The organism is Pseudomonas sp. zjy_15 (assembly GCF_043101865.1).
GTDB lineage: Bacteria > Pseudomonadota > Gammaproteobacteria > Pseudomonadales > Pseudomonadaceae > Aquipseudomonas > Aquipseudomonas putida_Y.
On sequence record NZ_JBICII010000083.1, the window covers coordinates 109,222 to 123,210 of the forward strand.

Consider the following 13,989-nt stretch of genomic DNA (forward strand, 5'->3'; position numbering starts at 1 on the left):
ACGAACCCGGCATGACTAACCTGCCCCGGTAATCTCGTCCATGAACTGAGTAAGAAAGGTTTCAAGCCGGGTATGACGCTCGGCAGCGAGGCGAGCCCCTTCTTGGGTTTTAAAGCCCGAGGCGAGCTTGAGCAGTTTGGTCTGGAAGTGCTCGATGGCATACGCCCCGTCCTGGTACGCCCTCTGCTGCGCGGCAGGATTCTCGAAGTCATAGAGCGCCGACCCCATTCGCCCGGAGACGTAAAAACACCGGGCAATACCCACCGCGCCTATGGCGTCAAGCCGGTCACTGTCCTGAAGGATGCAGGCCTCACGTGTCAGCGGTTCGAACCCCGCCGAGTAACTGTGGGTTTTGATCGCATGCACTACCTGCTCAACACGCCCACTCGGCCAGCCCATCTCTGCAAGGGCTGATGCAGCCTTGTTCGCCGACAACGTCGAGGCCTGCCCACGTAACGGCGAATGCTTTTCCACTGCCACACAGTCGTGCAGCACCGTCGCCGCAAGCAAGATTTCAAGGTCGCCACCCTCTACCCGCTGGATCCGCTGCGCATTGACCCACACGCGATGAATATGGGCCAAGTCGTGGGAGCCATCACTCTGGTCGGACGGCAGATACTTCAGCAAGTCAGTGGCAAGAGACTGATAAGGGGCAAACGCTTCGCGGGTCATCTTCGATAGGTTCCATTTCCGGTGTGCCTCGCCAGGGCGACGCCTGATGCCCCCTGAGTTCGCAGATCAGAACACCGACCATCCGATTCGTGAACTCAGCAGCTCAAGCGCCGCCATCCCGGCCAGGGAGTTGCCCGCCGCATTCAGCTCTGGCGACCACACGCATACGGTGAATTGACCCGGCACGATCGCCACGATACCGCCACCCACGCCACTCTTGCCAGGCAAACCCACCCTGAAGGCGAAATTCCCCGCCTCGTCATACAGCCCGCTGGTGGCCATGATCGAGTTCACTTGTTGGGTCTGGCGCCGCGTCAGGATCTGCTCACCGCTGTGCTTGCAGAACCCATCATTGGCCAGGAAGCAGAAGGCCCGCGCCAGGTCCAGGCAGTTCATTTGCAGTGCGCAGTAACTGAAGTAACTGCGCAGCACCGTCTCGACCTCGTTATGGAAGTTGCCAAATGACTGCATCAGGTACGCCATGGCAGCGTTGCGCGCGCGAAACTGATATTCCGAATCAGCGACCCGGGTATTGATCGAGATGTGAGGGTTGCCTGAAAGCCGTCGGACAAAATCGCGCATCGACAACGTGGGGGCCGCGAAGCGCGACTGATTGATATCGCAGATCACCAATGCCCCGGCATTGATGAACGGGTTACGCGGCCGCCCACGCTCGAACTCCAGCTGCACCAATGAGTTGAACGGCTGCCCCGAAGGCTCATGCCCCAACCGCTCCCAAATGGCTTCACCCGAATGGCCAATGGCCTGAACCAGGCTGAACACCTTGGAAATGCTCTGCACCGAGAATGGCACCTGCGCATCGCCTGCGCAGTGGTAACTGCCATCGTTGCCATAGACAGCGATGCCCAACTGGTTCGCCGGCACGTCAGCCAGCGCGGGAATGTAGTCAGCGACTTTGCCCTTGCCGATCAAGGGACGTACTTCTTCGAGAATCTCGTTCAACAGCGTTTGCATGGAAGGCCCTGTATCAATCCCCAGACGACGGCGAGGGGCAGTCTTCTTGACGAAAATTGAGCGGGAGAGATCACACATTCAGAAACAAATCACCGTCAGCGTCATCATCGCCAGGAAGATCGCCGTGCGTTATGGCCTTGAAGGCAGCTGTAAAAAGCTGCGAGGGCCGGCCACGCGCCGCACCGATGATAATCCTCAAGGCAATCTGTCGGCCGTGATGGCGGCAAGCATCATTTCATTCGGGTTCGTGTTCCTCCACCCGTTCATGGATGGGAACGGGCGCTTGAAAACGGCCTGTTGCTTCCTGTTTCAGTTGCCATGAAACGCGAAGAACGCCTGTATCTGGAGACACTTCAGGGATATTCCGGGCCCGTGCGAGAATACTGGCAAGTGCAATGGATCGATCACGAGCAGTTTACATTTGAGTTCATCGGAGCTGACGCGATCTGCCGATTCTGGGATGCCACGCAGTGCGTTGTATTCACCTGCGCTGGAGGTCGAGCTGCGCGATGAGACGGCCTTTCTGGAAAACTATGACGCCGTCTACAGGGCCGTTGATGAGCGATTCGATGTTCGCGGCAGCGACCTCGCAAACTTGGTCATGATGTGCCTGAGCAATGGCGGGAGCGTGTCAAACAATCGGCGTAAGCAGTACCTGTACAGGGTCCCCGAGGCGGTGTTCGACTACATCGAGCTGACCGCGCAACAAGTGCTTGCCGCCCAGCGCTCAGCCGCTCAAGCGCATCAGGGAGCAGAGACACAGACGGATGCATAGTGTTGAGTGGGAGAGCGTCTATTCATGGAACGAAAAGCAAGCCGCGCAGCCCCGCGACTGGGTTATCCGTAGCGCTCACCCTGGCAGGGTAGAACGGATCGAAGCGTGGATTGGGGTTTCAAAAAACAATGAATACGGCGAGCGCACTGAGCAGCAAACAGAGGCTCGCGACAGCTGTGAGATGCACGCGCATCGGCAGATACCACCCAGGCATCGCTTGCGCCAGTTTGCGATCCTGCCAAAGATGGCCGATAAAACCAAAGGTCAACACCAGACATCCCAATGGCACAGGCAGCAACGTGCCAACCCAACCGATCAGGGCCGGTATAACGCTCCACACCAGTCGCTCTTGACGCTGCTTCGCGGGCAAACCCTGCAACGTCATGGCAAACCCCCAGTGCAGGGCACCGACGAAGCTCAATATCACCGCGCCATAGCCAACCAGCATCATCGAGAAAAACGCTCGATACTCAGCCCAAAAAAGGATGAGCAGCGTCAAACCAATAAACGGCAGCAGACCGCCGTAACCCAGGACAGCGAAGCGGCTTGGAGATATCGCAGTAGCATCGGTATTCATCTGGGCGCCCCTTCGCGACGGTTCAGGACCGGGTGTCAATTGTGTCGTCCAATGAGGTTCAGGAATTCGTGTCGCGTCGAGGGTGCGTCGCGAAATGCACCTAACATCACGGATGAAATCATCACCGAGTTCTGCTTCTCTATACCGCGCATCATCATGCACATATGCTTGGCTTCGATCACGACCGCTACCCCTGCGGCATCCGTGACTTCCTGCACGGCATACGCAATTTGCCGCGTGAGGTTTTCCTGTATCTGTAAACGACGGGCGAACATATCCACCACGCGTGCAACCTTGGAAAGCCCTAACACGCGCCCTGTTGGCAGGTACGCGACATGAGCCTTGCCAATGAACGGCAGCATGTGGTGTTCGCACAATGAGTAGAGCTCAATGTCACGCACCACAATCATTTCATCGTTTTCACTCTCGAACAGAGCACCGTTTACGACCTCGTGAAGATCCTGGGCATACCCGTTGCACAAGTACTGCATCGCTTTTGCCGCACGCCGGGGTGTGTCCAGAAGCCCTTCGCGCTGCGGGTTCTCACCAATGCCGACGAGGATTTCATGAAAGTGCTCGGCTAACGAATGTGACATTTGGACTCCTCACCGCTACAACGGTGCCCGCCATCGGGATGTGGTAGCCAGGCCAAGTGTGGCCTCAATCGACAGAACAGCCTGTAAAGAACCGAAAACAGGGGACGTAGCGGACGCCAGGCCAGTGGCGCGACCCACAGGCCCACATCCGCAGCACGCCAACTCCACAAGGTGGCATCCAAGCCTGTAACCCAGTGCCCGCTCGCGAACCTTCCATGCAGGCACGACCTCAGTTGCTCGACTGCCAAGCCCAACGCCCCTGCATCGAAATCATCAGCACTGATGTCAACCAGGATGAGCTTTCCCCCGGTCGATTTCCTGCGCAGGAAGGCGATCTCCCGAGCGCACAAGGGGCAGGCGCCGTCAAAGTACAGCGTGAAGGGCCACTGGCAATACATGTACAAAGCCTCATTCTTGTACAGGTTTTTTGTACAAGTTAGCTGAAACACGGAAATTCGCAATGGGCGTGACAGCTTTCGGCGACGGCAGCCAGGCGGACCGGCATTTTGATACAAACAATGCCTGCCGCGAGTACTGCTCGCCCGGGGGCTGCACATGCAGGCCTTACCACAAAGCCGGAATCGGATTTGCTAAGATCGCGGCATTCCGCTGGGTGAACTGCGTATTCACTCGAGCCCTTTGCAGCCTGCTGGAAGACCTGATGAACAAACTGATTCTGCCTTTCGCTATCTTCGTTAGCGTCATCATCACTGGGAAGATCGCCGAGCATTACGGCCTGGAGGGCAGCTGGAAAGTCGGCCTGCTGTGCCTCGTGGCAGCTATCGTCCAGATCGCGGTTACCCGCTTTCAGCGCCACCAGCGGCAGAAAGCCCAGCTTTAAAGGGCGCGAGGCATTGCTAACGTCAGTGGGTGATCACGTTATGGGGACTTTTCTTTCACCCAATTTTCACAGTGGCTTGGGCAGGATGAAGCTATCCCTACGTGATAGTACTTTGCCCGCCTCGGCGGGCTTTCTTTTGCCCGCCTGTTTCCTGTTTAGGTTTTTGAGGAACGGGAGCGGGTCGAAAAATCAGAAATAACCCCTTCCTTGTAGGCCATTTCCCAAAGATACTCCTCGCGCCTGATTTTCGTTGCACATGGAAATAGTCAGCCCTAGTCTCGGCCTGTCGCTACCCATTGGCGGCACGGTTTTGACAGACCGTGGTTCACTGAGAGCATGTGCAATGCCAGTTATGGCAGCTGTGCGTGGGGCACCTTCGTGTGCGCCGGGATTCTCAGTGCCCCCGGTCTGTCAACCCACAAACAGCTGCCACCCTTCCGTTTGACAGCGGTACTGCGGCAGCCCTGTAAGGCACTGAGAGGGTTTATGCTGAAAATAGTACCTGATCCACCGCACAACGTTCTTTCCCTGGAAGACACCCTGATTCAGGCTACGGACTATGCGTTATGCGCAGCGACCGTCGTGCATCAGGCAATGCTGCTGCAGCCCAAGTCACCCGCGTCGATTCTGATGATGACCTCGATGCATGAACTGGAGACCTTGAGAGCTTTGCTCGAGTCCGCAATAGCCCAAGTGCAGATGCCCAGTGAGCCTCGGACTATGCATTGACGTGTCGCTGATGTACTGCCTGGGCCGGCCTCTCTGCGGATACCCCCTCCCAGGCACTCCCTCAGCCTTGAAGACTGCCGTGCTCCTGTAGGAGCGGTTCACCCGCGAATAGGCCCGTACAGGCTGAAGCAATCTTGGGGAAACTGAACAATGTCCACAGAAGAAACCAAATTCACCGTCGGCAAAACCACCTTCTACCAAGGTGAAAACCAGACCCATCCCCTCTTCCGTATCGAAGCCGGCATACCTTGCCAGAGTGCCCGTGAACAGGCTTCGGAGCTGATGGGCTATGCACGGGACATGACCCTGGATGGATTGATGGAAGACAAACCTCAGTTGATCTGGGCTTCGCACTACCTTTGCGCGTTGGCCAAGGCACTGATGGATGATGCTGAACTGGGCATGATGCGCTGAATGACTCATCATTGACTGGGTGCCTTCAAGACCTATGCGACTCCCGATTTTGAAGGCGACCCAACGACCTAGCTCCTTGCCTCTTTTCTCGCTGGACGCGGTCCAAGATTCAGTTCCATCGATTGCGACATCAAAGCCGAACCTTCACGCAAAGGCTCCGGCGCGCCAACTGCATGAAATCCGCTCGCTTTGTACAAGTTCATCGCCGGGCTATCTGCAATCGTCACACCCAGACGAACACGTGCCGCACCGTGATCTTCAGCCCATTTGATAGCTCTCTCAAGCAAGGCACTCCCAACTCCGATCCCACGTGCATCAGGCGTAACCCACATCTGGAAAATCTCGACAACGCCTAGCTCAACGTCGGATGCCTTGCACCACACCAAGCCACACGCCTCATTATTCCAATGAGCGAAGAAAGCTTGGGCAGTGCTGGAGCTAGCGACGGCTGATACGCGGGCTCGCCAATCATCGTCGTCCCGGACTGATTCGCGCTCGTGAGTACTCGCGAACGCCTCATGAGAGTCACGTAGGGCCCGCAGACGTAGATCCCGATAAGATCGCCAATCAGATGCTGCTACAGGGCGAACAAAGAGCATACCACCTCCATTGTGTATTGCTTCAGCGAGAGCTATTGGCGTGTCAGAAGATACTCATATTATTGGATTGAGCGCTGTAGCTAGGCTATATACCCGGTACGCTTAGATGTCTATGCCTACTGAGGCTCGATGACCCATCGTCCGCGTAACATGCCTTTCAGCTCATCGACACTGAGGGTCATGTCGCGCTTGCGGTGGACTACCGCATGACAGTTGGCACATAACGTCACGAGGTCTGTCTCAGGATTCACAGCCTGTTCTCCACCAAATTTCGAAATAGGTACTACGTGATGAACGTGAATGAAGCCCTTTGCATGTTCGCCGTAAGCCTGCTCGAAATCAAAACCGCATGCTTTGCAGTCAAGACCGTGAATAGCGATGGCCTTCATCCTAAGATCTTTCCGGCGTTCGTATCGGGCTCCAAAGTAGCTTGTCTTGCTGCCTTCATTAGCCGATTCAAGTGTAATCGGATCGTCCTCTGACTGCGGTAGAGCAGTATCCAACCGCGGATCTAAAAGCTTCGCGTGGCTTAAGATAGCGTCGTAATCAGACTGAGAAATGAGCCGAACCCCGTCACGCCAGTAGTTACTCGCGCGGCTGCCGGGGATAGTCTCCATGTACGCGCCGTCGATTTTGGCGGGAACAGCGCTTTCAAATGGAATGAAATTTTCAATCAAAGCAAAAAGATCACCCTTATTACTACTGCTATCTGCGTAGACCTTGCCTATACGTGCCTTGCCAAAATAGTGCGGATTGGCACACAGACGGACCGAGGCAAAGGCTTTATCTTTGATACGCCCTTTGTAGTAAACAACCTCGGTTCCCTGAGCGAGCAAGGTTTGGTAACGCTTGGGGAAGTGATAGACAGCGCCTGTCTGGTCTTCCCACTGTGATGTATCGTTTTCAACGATGACGACGGGCATTCCATTTTCCTCTCGACTGACGGCAGAAGCCTATCAAAAAAGAGGAATTTTCCTACAGCGCAGTGGAAAAAGGACAACATTCCGGCGTAATCACAGTCGCCCTAACCGCTCAAGCGAATTCTCTGCAGGGGTGGTTTTGCGTAGCACAACGGTTTCAAGACAGTGGTACAAGCGTCCAATCCATGCAGTTTCAGTGACGTAATCGATTCAAAAAAAGGACGAAACGGCACGGCTACAGACCGTTTCGCTCAAACCTGTCCCCATGGGAAATTGCGTTTCTGGTTGGGTTTATGAATTCCATTTCTTTCTTGCGCGCTTCGAGCCTGAAGAGGCATGACACCGGGCGAGTACCGACGGCAGCACAGCCAGTGAACTTGAGGGCTGATGGCAGCTTTGGCGTCAGAAGCGCTCATCACCGATAGCCGGCAAGATCAGCTCCCGTACGAACGATGCCCCGGACAAGCGCAACAGCGCGTCGACCATGGTGACCACATCATGCACCGGTACCTGGCGCCGCTCGCCACGTGCTGCGGCTTGTGCCAATGGCGTGTTCAGGGAGTCGTCGGTATTGAGATAACCCAGTTGGAGCACGGTCACCGCCAGGTTGTCATCCCTGAAACCTTCGCGCAGCGCATCAGCCATGCCGTTGAGAGCGAACTTTGAGGCGCCGAATGCTACCTCCGGGCGCCCACTCTGGCGAAGAGCTGAAGTCGAACCGGTGAGGATCAACTGCGGCCGGGACGCACCAAGCAACTTGGGCACCAGGCGCTTGAGCAGAAGCAGCGTGGCCGTGATGTTCACCTCGACCAGCCTGGTGATCGATTCGTCGCTGTCGTCAAGGAATGCATAGTGCTCGCTGAAGGCGTGTTCTTCCCAGATGCCAACGTTGTAGATCAGGACATCCAGATCGGCAGGTGCCCGATCCGCGATCTGTGCTACAGCCGCCGTTGGCTTGGCAAGGTCGGCATCGACCCACTGCAGGTCGATGCCCGGGGCAAGGGCCAGGTCTGACGGCTGTTTGCGTGATACGCCGATCAGCGTGTCCCCTGGCTTGCCGAGCCCTTCGAGCAAAGCCCGGCCCAACCCTCTGCCAGCGCCTACGATCATCATCTTCATCTGTTGCTCCTTTTAACTGAAATGCTCCAAGCTTTCCTGGGCCGTTCAACTCCAGCGGACATTCAGTACGACGAAGTGCAGCAGGATCCAGACCATCAACAGCAGATGGGTCAGTTGCAACCCTTCCTGGCGGATCCAGTAGCCGAACCATATCCCGCCCAGCAGCATCGCAAGCAGGAACCCGAGCGCTGCGCTCAAGGCCAGGTTCAACCAGGGCCGCGCCACCTCCAAGCCGGCGCCAAGCAGCAGTTCATAGCACCCGACCCAGGCCGCGAGAGCGGCGGCTGCCTGTGTCAGCACTATGATCGACAAGGCCAAGCGATGGATGGCGTGAGAGGTCATCGCTCTCACCAGCAGAGGGAGGCTGATTGCGGGAGGTTGGGCCAGCGGCGCCATCGACATGGTCTCCCCGATCGCCCCGGCTGAGCTGGCAAAGGAATGCAAGTTGTTGATCAGGCTGATACTCAGCCACAGGCTCAAGCCAATGCAGCAGGTGATCTGGAAAATCAGCAGTGAAGTCGGAGTGTCCATTCCGGGTCCTTTGTGAGTTCGCTTCCGAAAGCAGCGAGAGCGTCCGGACGCCACTCTAAAACCTTGACTTAACTCGAGGTCAATACCGGTTTTCCAATAAGGCTGCCTGGGGCGACAGCCTCAACCGTTCGTTCAAGCCGTCTGTAGGTCTGAGAAGTTTGTCGAGGTCTTGGGCGACCGACCGAGCCGCGCCGATCAACGCCGCAGGTATACCCACTGGAGGATCCGGGATAGAGCCAACCGGTTTGCTATGCTCTCTATTCCGGCTGGTCTGGCCTGAAGGCGCCGAGCGTGTGCGGCATTGGTCAAGATGCTTGAGAGTTTTCTATCCGCATTTGTGAAAAAACGAACCAAGGAGTGGAGTAACAGATATGCCAGCTTGTCCCCTACCCTCTGATGAAGCACTTCGTCAGCGCACACTTGATGACATGGACTTGGTCGATACGCCGGCCGAGCATTATCTTGATACCTTGGTACGACTCACCCAAGAACTAGCCCAGGTGGAGACCGTTCTGATCAGCCTAATCGATCAGGATCGGCAGTGGTTCAAGGCTCGAATCGGCATCGAGGTAAGCGAGACGAAGCGTAATGTGTCTTTTTGCGGCTACGCGATTCTCGGTGAAGATACCTTGATGGTTTCCGACGCCAGGTGCGATACACGCTTCGAGGACAATCCCCTCGTGCTGAACCCACCCTATATCCGGTTCTATGCGGGCCACCCGTTACGTGCCTCAAATGGCAAAGCCATCGGCACCCTGTGCATGTTCGATCCTCGGCCGCGGAAGCTCAGCGAAGCGCAACAGGCTAATTTTCGGGACTTAGCCACGCTCACCGAGGGTTATTTGCAACTGCGGAGCCTAGCTCAGGTCAATCGCGCTCTGCGTGTTGAAATGGATCGCGGGCAGCGCAGGGCTTTGCTTGATCCTTTGACACAACTATGGAACCGCGGGGCGTTGGCAGCATTTCAGAACCGAGAGCTTCGTTTGGCTGAGGAGCGAGGTTTACAGCTAGGTGCCGTATACGCAGACCTCGACCGTTTCAAATCGGTCAATGACGAGCATGGCCACGATGCCGGCGATAAAGTGCTCTGCGAGTGCGCCCGCCGACTGCGGGCTACGCTTCGGCCAGATGACCTGCTGGTACGCCAGGGAGGAGAGGAATTCGTGGCCCTGCTACGGGTTAAAGACAGCCAAGAATTAACGCAGATTGCGGAGCGCTTGCGTCAGTCAATCGGCAGCGCGCCGTTTCTGTTACCCGACGGCCCTCGGAAGATGACCATGAGCATCGGATGCGCCCTGCTCACCCAGGGTGAGCAGATTGATGATGCAATAAAGCGCGCTGACGGCGGTCTCTATGCGGCCAAACACGGGGGGCGTGACCAAGTTGTCTATGTACCAGCGTTATCCTGAGGAAGTTGAGACTCGGTAACATGGGGCGAGACTCCCTATACGAGAGCGCCTCATCTGGACAGGCGCTCGCTAAGCGAACGTTCGATGGTCGGCCTGACTTTCTTCGAGCGGATTGTGGCGATTACAGTAGACTAATCACCCAAACTTATGGAAAAGGTCGGATTTGAATGGAAGCGCTAGCAATCTTTTCGCCAAAAAATTTTAAACCTACAGGCATTAACCCTCCTGTCGAGATCACAACGGCCTTGCCAGTGACTGTCAGCACCATGGAAAAAACCTACGTCGGGGATATACAGGGTGAATCCTTAACGTTCTTCACCGCAGCATTTGACCACGCCACCAAGATAGGCACCTACATCGCGATGGAGAGCTTCAAAGGTACGGTGAATGGGCGAACGGGCACTTTCAATTTTGTCCACTCCGCATCAACAATGGGCTCGGAGCGTAACGACGAGTTTTTTTGCATCGTCGCAGGTAGTGGTACAAATGAATTGAAAGGAATCTCTGGATCCGGGGAGATCTCAATTGATAGTGAGGGTACGCATCGCATTCGGCTGAATTACCAGTTAACCTGATGAGCTCGCTTTCTACTGATCACCGCCCCTTGTTGCACTCAGGGGCGGGAATGGCGTCCACATCGCTGGACCAGCAAACCGCGACCGCCACCAGTGGCGAGCGCCCGCCTCGCGCAGGGTTTACTGTCGCAGATAGGCGAACATGTGCTGCACGTAATCGGCCTTCCCGAGCGGAACGCCGTTGTGACGCAGAATGTTATAGGCCGTGACTAGATGAAAGTAGAACTGTGGTATAACCCAATTGACTGCGTACTCACTGCCAGTCATATCAAATGTGATGTTATTGGGTAGCTCGATTGCGATCTTGAGGTCTGCTGCGGCATCTATCGCTGCGGCATCAGCAGTTTCCAGTAATCGTAACGTCCGCTCAATCAGAGCCTTCGCCGATGCAATGTCCTCTGGCGGCGAGAGCGTCTCAAGCGGCTGATGTGTAAGCCGCTGAACCGCCTCCTGTGCTTGGACGCACGCGTATTGGACCTGCCGAGAAAGATTGTGCATGTCAGATGCTAGCCGAGACTCAAGCAAGATTATCGGATCGTAGCCCCCTTCAAGCGCGCAGGACTCTCCCTTGGACAACAGTGCCGATAGGGTCCGTAACATTTGGGCGAAACAGGGGACGGTGATTGCATGGATGGACATATCTCTTCCCTAAGCAGTTATTCGACATGGATACAAGCGATCAACATTCATTACTCTGGCCAGTGTGCTAAATCCTAGCAGACAACTGCATCTCCCCCGCCAACAGCATATTTTCTGGACCCAGTTCTTTGACATAGCGATCTGAGCCAGCGACCGACGCCAGTAGCCTTGTGCTTGGGTAATATCTTCCAGTCCGTCGGGCTTCAACACACCAGCATCACCAATACCGCCTTCGTCACGGGCCTGGATGTATTGCTCACCCCGGTCTCCAAGTGGGTTCTCCTTCGCAAGCGTGTCGAGCCAAGGCCGCCCTGGAGGCGCTGATTCGCGCCGCCGGGGCAGTTCGGAACTCATCCCTGAGTTTCTTTGCTGCGGTACTCGGTGGTGGTCATGCCGGCGTAGCCCCAGTTATCGGTGTCGACCTCCTCGATCACGATATGGGTGAGCTCAGGTTTCTTTCCGAGCACTCGCTGCAAGGTCTCGGTGATTTCCTTGATGACCTGGGCTTTCTGATCACGAGTGACGCCGTCGCGAGTGATGCGGACGCTGACGAAGGGCATGGTATTACTCCTATGGGGTGGGGAAATCAGGGCAAGGAGGCGGGATGCCTCCCCGTTACGTTCAGCCTATTACCATTTGCCGACACTCATACCGCCGTCGACCGGCAACACCACGCCCGTGGTGAACCCGGCGTTGGCCAGGTAAAGCACGGCGTCGGCAATGTCGCTGACGCGGCCGATGTGTCCGGCCGGTTGCAGGCCGTTTAGGAAGTCGAAGCTGGCCGGATCGTGCATCGGCGTCTCGATGATGCCGGGAGCCACCGCGTTAACCTGGATGTTGTGCGACGACAGCTCCAGCGCCAGGACGCGGGTGACCTGGTTGAGGCCCCCCTTGATCAGCACCGGCAGGGCGGCGGGCACGGCAATGTTGGGTTGCAGCGCCACGGCAGCGGTGATGTTGATGATGTGACCCTGGCGCCGCTCGATCATGTGCGCGGCGGCGGCCTGGGAGGCGTAGACCACGCCCTTGAGGTTGGTCTCCAGCATGCCTTGGATGTCTTCCGGGCTGTATTCGATGAAGGGTTTGGGCAGGAAGAAGCCAGCGTTGTTGACCAACACGTCGACCTGGCCGAAGGCGTCGATGCTGGCCTGAATCAGGCGGCGGGCGGTCTCAGGCTTGGCGATGTCGCCGGCCACGCCGATGAAGGCGGGGCTGTCCAGTTGTGCCTTGGCCTCGGCGAGGCGTCCGGCGGAGCGGGCATTGCCGACCACATTGAAGCCACTGGCGAGGAAAGCCTTGGCCAGGCCGAAGCCGATGCCGCTGGAGGCGCCGGTGATCACTACCGTTTTGCTGTTGCTCATGTCATTTCTCCCAATCAGGTGGCGCCGAAGTGCGCCGTTGGGAGGACTATATTTTTGCTTCAGACAAGGATAAATATGGCAGCGAGAACTTCAGTTGATACATGGTGTAATCAATGCAGCGGCATTTCGACGACGTCCTACTCGGCAGCATCGAGCTGTTCTGTCTGGCGGCGGAGCTGGGCAGCTTCACCGCGGCCGGTCTCGCGGCGGGCGTGACGCCGGCAGCGGTCAGTCGCTCGATCAGCCGCCTGGAAGAGCGCTTGGGCTCCAGACTGTTCGTCCGTACCACCCGCAGCATCCGCCTGACCGAGGGTGGGCGAGGCTACTACGAACAGTGTCGTCAGGCGCTGACCCAGCTGGTGGAGGCCGAACGGGTGGTGACCGGGCAGCAGCAGGAGCCTTCGGGCACACTGCGCATCAGCCTGCCCACGACCTACGGGCACCACCGCATCCTGCCGCTGCTGCCCGAGTTTCGCCGGCGCTACCCGAAGGTGCAGGTCGACATCCACCTGGGCAACCGCAACATCGACTTTGTCGGCGAGGGCTACGACCTGGCCATCCGCGTGCGTGCACAGCCGGATTCGACCCTGATCGCCCGGCCGCTGGAAGACGCCCGGCTGGTGGTGGTGGCCACTCCAGATTACTTGGAACACGCGGGCGAGCCGCAGAGCCTTGAAGAACTGGCGCGGCATGACTGCATCCAGTTCGAACTGCCCAGCAGCGGTCGGCGCATCGCCTGGCTGTTCGACGAGGAGGGCCGCGAGCGGGAAGTCCTCACCGAGGGCGGCTACGTCTGCTCGGACGACGTGCTCGGTGGCGTGACCTTGGCCAAGCACGGCGCGGGACTGTTCCAGACCTACCGCTTCATCGTCGAGCGCGAGCTTGCCGAGGGCTCGCTGGTCGAGGTGCTGCGGCCCTTCGCGGGCCGCTCGCAGCCGTTTACCCTGCTGTATCCCCAAGGCCGACACATGCCGTTGCGCCTGCGAGCCTTCGTCGACTTCATCATGGACAAGCGGCGCCACTGGGCCGCTGGCAGCTGAGGGGACGTATCACTCTGTATCAGTGCCATCGTGGATGCGGCGCCGATGGGCCAGCCTGTAGTTGGCCTTGGGCCGATGTGCGGTTTAGCACATGTCGGCCCAGCACCGGGCCGAGCCGGTGCATGGATGGCCTCACGCTGCTACGCGCAAGGGCTAGGTCGCTCAGGTACGGGTCGAGCTGTTGCAAGCACAGTGCCGGCAGGCGCAAAACCCTGAG

General features: G+C 57.4%; 20 protein-coding genes. 8 read left to right on the forward strand and 12 right to left on the reverse strand.

Annotation, left to right across the window (positions count from 1 at the left end):
- Positions 1–15: 15 nt before the first annotated feature.
- Together ACF8EF_RS15200 and glsB are read right to left on the reverse strand one after the other, a co-directional pair.
- A complete protein-coding gene (locus tag ACF8EF_RS15200; protein WP_392462249.1) occupies positions 16–672 on the reverse strand; it encodes an HD domain-containing protein in 657 nt (218 codons plus the stop codon).
- 66 nt (positions 673–738) lie between these two features.
- The gene (gene glsB, locus ACF8EF_RS15205; RefSeq protein ID WP_014591518.1) at positions 739–1,647 is read right to left on the reverse strand and encodes a glutaminase B; all 909 of its coding nucleotides are present in this window, start codon (positions 1,645–1,647) and stop codon (positions 739–741) included.
- 46 nt (positions 1,648–1,693) lie between these two features.
- Between glsB and ACF8EF_RS15210 the strand changes: the two genes are divergently transcribed.
- Both ACF8EF_RS15210 and ACF8EF_RS15215 read left to right on the forward strand, forming a co-directional pair.
- Positions 1,694–1,969: a Fic family protein gene (locus ACF8EF_RS15210; RefSeq protein WP_392462250.1), complete on the forward strand. Its 276-nt coding sequence runs from the start codon at positions 1,694–1,696 to the stop codon at positions 1,967–1,969.
- A 138-nt stretch (positions 1,970–2,107) separates the two neighbouring features.
- Entirely contained in the window at positions 2,108–2,422 is a 315-nt protein-coding gene (locus tag ACF8EF_RS15215) for a hypothetical protein (RefSeq protein WP_256122374.1), read from the forward strand.
- Positions 2,423–2,540: 118 nt separating this feature from the next.
- Here ACF8EF_RS15215 and ACF8EF_RS15220 read toward each other — a convergent pair whose 3' ends face one another.
- The 3 genes from ACF8EF_RS15220 to ACF8EF_RS15230 are packed head-to-tail and all read right to left on the reverse strand — an operon-like array spanning position 2,541 to position 3,993.
- Positions 2,541–2,999, reverse strand: a complete 459-nt coding sequence (locus tag ACF8EF_RS15220; protein ID WP_392462251.1) for a DUF3429 domain-containing protein — start codon at positions 2,997–2,999, stop codon at positions 2,541–2,543.
- Positions 3,000–3,034: 35 nt separating this feature from the next.
- On the reverse strand, positions 3,035–3,595 hold the full coding sequence (folE, locus tag ACF8EF_RS15225) for a GTP cyclohydrolase I FolE (RefSeq protein WP_176684696.1): 561 nt from the start codon (positions 3,593–3,595) through the stop codon (positions 3,035–3,037).
- Complete coding sequence (locus ACF8EF_RS15230; RefSeq protein ID WP_176684697.1) at positions 3,580–3,993, reverse strand: thiol-disulfide oxidoreductase DCC family protein; 414 nt, start codon at positions 3,991–3,993, stop codon at positions 3,580–3,582. Before ACF8EF_RS15230 ends, folE begins: the two co-directional genes overlap by 16 nt.
- Before the next feature lie 263 nt (positions 3,994–4,256).
- Here ACF8EF_RS15230 and ACF8EF_RS15235 point away from each other — a divergent pair, with 263 nt between their 5' ends.
- The 3 genes from ACF8EF_RS15235 (at position 4,257) to ACF8EF_RS15245 (ending at position 5,579) form a co-directional block, all read left to right on the forward strand.
- Positions 4,257–4,436: a hypothetical protein gene (locus tag ACF8EF_RS15235; RefSeq protein ID WP_209969782.1), complete on the forward strand. Its 180-nt coding sequence runs from the start codon at positions 4,257–4,259 to the stop codon at positions 4,434–4,436.
- A 486-nt stretch (positions 4,437–4,922) separates the two neighbouring features.
- Entirely contained in the window at positions 4,923–5,165 is a 243-nt protein-coding gene (locus ACF8EF_RS15240; protein WP_041167026.1) for a hypothetical protein, read from the forward strand.
- 150 nt (positions 5,166–5,315) lie between these two features.
- Positions 5,316–5,579, forward strand: a complete 264-nt coding sequence (locus tag ACF8EF_RS15245) for a DUF3077 domain-containing protein (RefSeq protein WP_003250694.1) — start codon at positions 5,316–5,318, stop codon at positions 5,577–5,579.
- A gap of 68 nt (positions 5,580–5,647) precedes the next feature.
- On the opposite strand, the gene ACF8EF_RS15250 is transcribed toward ACF8EF_RS15245, so the two are convergent.
- The 4 genes from ACF8EF_RS15250 to ACF8EF_RS15265 form a co-directional block, all read right to left on the reverse strand.
- Positions 5,648–6,178, reverse strand: a complete 531-nt coding sequence (locus ACF8EF_RS15250) for a GNAT family N-acetyltransferase (protein ID WP_392462253.1) — start codon at positions 6,176–6,178, stop codon at positions 5,648–5,650.
- Between the two features lie 116 nt (positions 6,179–6,294).
- The gene (locus tag ACF8EF_RS15255) at positions 6,295–7,101 is read right to left on the reverse strand and encodes an HNH endonuclease (protein WP_392462255.1); all 807 of its coding nucleotides are present in this window, start codon (positions 7,099–7,101) and stop codon (positions 6,295–6,297) included.
- A 399-nt stretch (positions 7,102–7,500) separates the two neighbouring features.
- Positions 7,501–8,217 carry an SDR family oxidoreductase gene (locus ACF8EF_RS15260; protein WP_176684700.1) on the reverse strand — a complete coding sequence of 239 codons (717 nt, stop codon included), beginning with the start codon at positions 8,215–8,217 and terminating at the stop codon, positions 7,501–7,503.
- A gap of 45 nt (positions 8,218–8,262) precedes the next feature.
- The gene (locus ACF8EF_RS15265) at positions 8,263–8,748 is read right to left on the reverse strand and encodes a DUF2165 domain-containing protein (protein WP_392462257.1); all 486 of its coding nucleotides are present in this window, start codon (positions 8,746–8,748) and stop codon (positions 8,263–8,265) included.
- Positions 8,749–9,119: 371 nt separating this feature from the next.
- On the opposite strand from ACF8EF_RS15265, the gene ACF8EF_RS15270 reads away from it, so the two are divergent.
- Positions 9,120–10,157, forward strand: coding sequence for a diguanylate cyclase (locus ACF8EF_RS15270; RefSeq protein ID WP_392462259.1), 1,038 nt, complete (start codon positions 9,120–9,122; stop codon positions 10,155–10,157).
- A gap of 167 nt (positions 10,158–10,324) precedes the next feature.
- Entirely contained in the window at positions 10,325–10,732 is a 408-nt protein-coding gene (locus ACF8EF_RS15275) for a DUF3224 domain-containing protein (protein WP_129931923.1), read from the forward strand.
- Between the two features lie 120 nt (positions 10,733–10,852).
- On the opposite strand, the gene ACF8EF_RS15280 is transcribed toward ACF8EF_RS15275, so the two are convergent.
- The 3 genes from ACF8EF_RS15280 to ACF8EF_RS15290 form a co-directional block, all read right to left on the reverse strand.
- The gene (locus ACF8EF_RS15280; RefSeq protein ID WP_392462261.1) at positions 10,853–11,371 is read right to left on the reverse strand and encodes a DUF1993 family protein; all 519 of its coding nucleotides are present in this window, start codon (positions 11,369–11,371) and stop codon (positions 10,853–10,855) included.
- A gap of 350 nt (positions 11,372–11,721) precedes the next feature.
- Positions 11,722–11,931 carry a 4-oxalocrotonate tautomerase family protein gene (locus tag ACF8EF_RS15285; protein ID WP_010953438.1) on the reverse strand — a complete coding sequence of 70 codons (210 nt, stop codon included), beginning with the start codon at positions 11,929–11,931 and terminating at the stop codon, positions 11,722–11,724.
- 69 nt (positions 11,932–12,000) lie between these two features.
- The gene (locus tag ACF8EF_RS15290; protein ID WP_392462263.1) at positions 12,001–12,732 is read right to left on the reverse strand and encodes an SDR family NAD(P)-dependent oxidoreductase; all 732 of its coding nucleotides are present in this window, start codon (positions 12,730–12,732) and stop codon (positions 12,001–12,003) included.
- A gap of 113 nt (positions 12,733–12,845) precedes the next feature.
- Between ACF8EF_RS15290 and ACF8EF_RS15295 the strand changes: the two genes are divergently transcribed.
- Entirely contained in the window at positions 12,846–13,772 is a 927-nt protein-coding gene (locus ACF8EF_RS15295) for a LysR family transcriptional regulator (RefSeq protein ID WP_392462265.1), read from the forward strand.
- Positions 13,773–13,989: the final 217 nt, after the last annotated feature.

Coding starts and splice junctions, on each gene's coding strand:
- ACF8EF_RS15200 (WP_392462249.1), bottom strand. CDS start 672: ATGACCCGCGAAGCGTTTGCCCCTTATCAGTCTCTTGCCACTGACTTG.
- glsB (WP_014591518.1), bottom strand. CDS start 1,647: ATGCAAACGCTGTTGAACGAGATTCTCGAAGAAGTACGTCCCTTGATC.
- ACF8EF_RS15215 (WP_256122374.1), top strand. CDS start 2,108: ATGCCACGCAGTGCGTTGTATTCACCTGCGCTGGAGGTCGAGCTGCGC.
- ACF8EF_RS15220 (WP_392462251.1), bottom strand. CDS start 2,999: ATGAATACCGATGCTACTGCGATATCTCCAAGCCGCTTCGCTGTCCTG.
- folE (WP_176684696.1), bottom strand. CDS start 3,595: ATGTCACATTCGTTAGCCGAGCACTTTCATGAAATCCTCGTCGGCATT.
- ACF8EF_RS15230 (WP_176684697.1), bottom strand. CDS start 3,993: ATGTATTGCCAGTGGCCCTTCACGCTGTACTTTGACGGCGCCTGCCCC.
- ACF8EF_RS15235 (WP_209969782.1), top strand. CDS start 4,257: ATGAACAAACTGATTCTGCCTTTCGCTATCTTCGTTAGCGTCATCATC.
- ACF8EF_RS15240 (WP_041167026.1), top strand. CDS start 4,923: ATGCTGAAAATAGTACCTGATCCACCGCACAACGTTCTTTCCCTGGAA.
- ACF8EF_RS15245 (WP_003250694.1), top strand. CDS start 5,316: ATGTCCACAGAAGAAACCAAATTCACCGTCGGCAAAACCACCTTCTAC.
- ACF8EF_RS15250 (WP_392462253.1), bottom strand. CDS start 6,178: ATGCTCTTTGTTCGCCCTGTAGCAGCATCTGATTGGCGATCTTATCGG.
- ACF8EF_RS15255 (WP_392462255.1), bottom strand. CDS start 7,101: ATGCCCGTCGTCATCGTTGAAAACGATACATCACAGTGGGAAGACCAG.
- ACF8EF_RS15260 (WP_176684700.1), bottom strand. CDS start 8,217: ATGAAGATGATGATCGTAGGCGCTGGCAGAGGGTTGGGCCGGGCTTTG.
- ACF8EF_RS15265 (WP_392462257.1), bottom strand. CDS start 8,748: ATGGACACTCCGACTTCACTGCTGATTTTCCAGATCACCTGCTGCATT.
- ACF8EF_RS15270 (WP_392462259.1), top strand. CDS start 9,120: ATGCCAGCTTGTCCCCTACCCTCTGATGAAGCACTTCGTCAGCGCACA.
- ACF8EF_RS15275 (WP_129931923.1), top strand. CDS start 10,325: ATGGAAGCGCTAGCAATCTTTTCGCCAAAAAATTTTAAACCTACAGGC.
- ACF8EF_RS15280 (WP_392462261.1), bottom strand. CDS start 11,371: ATGTCCATCCATGCAATCACCGTCCCCTGTTTCGCCCAAATGTTACGG.
- ACF8EF_RS15285 (WP_010953438.1), bottom strand. CDS start 11,931: ATGCCCTTCGTCAGCGTCCGCATCACTCGCGACGGCGTCACTCGTGAT.
- ACF8EF_RS15290 (WP_392462263.1), bottom strand. CDS start 12,732: ATGAGCAACAGCAAAACGGTAGTGATCACCGGCGCCTCCAGCGGCATC.
- ACF8EF_RS15295 (WP_392462265.1), top strand. CDS start 12,846: ATGCAGCGGCATTTCGACGACGTCCTACTCGGCAGCATCGAGCTGTTC.